Raw genomic sequence first — 369 nt, forward strand, 5'->3', positions numbered from 1 at the left:
CGGGCGGTTTCCCACCAGAAGATCAGGAAATTCAGCGCAAAAATCACAAACGTCAGCGTGAAGACGGTCTTAAACTCATATGCCGCAAACAGAATTAAAGGGATTAAGATATACAACGCCATCAAAATCACCGCCTGCATCATCGGCAGTGCCTGACGTACCGCATCGAACATCGGCATACTGAGTAATCCCCCCAACAACGCCCCTGCGGAAGACCCGATGCGGTTAGCGCCATCCAACAAGGTGGGATCGGCATTGCCGCCATACCCGGCATAAACATAGCCCTCCTGAGAAACCGTCAGGTTTACCGGGCTGACCAGACGGCGGATCACCGCTTCCTGATAAGCTGGCGTATTTTTCCCCAATATT

General features: G+C 52.3%; 1 protein-coding gene. It reads right to left on the reverse strand.

All coding sequences use genetic code 11. The features are described from left to right. On the reverse strand, window positions 1-369 hold a 369-nt coding region (locus AAC147_RS09395; RefSeq protein ID WP_047686414.1), incomplete at both ends, for a conjugal transfer protein TraG N-terminal domain-containing protein.

The organism is Xenorhabdus sp. NBAII XenSa04 (assembly GCF_963866145.1).
GTDB lineage: Bacteria > Pseudomonadota > Gammaproteobacteria > Enterobacterales > Enterobacteriaceae > Xenorhabdus > Xenorhabdus indica.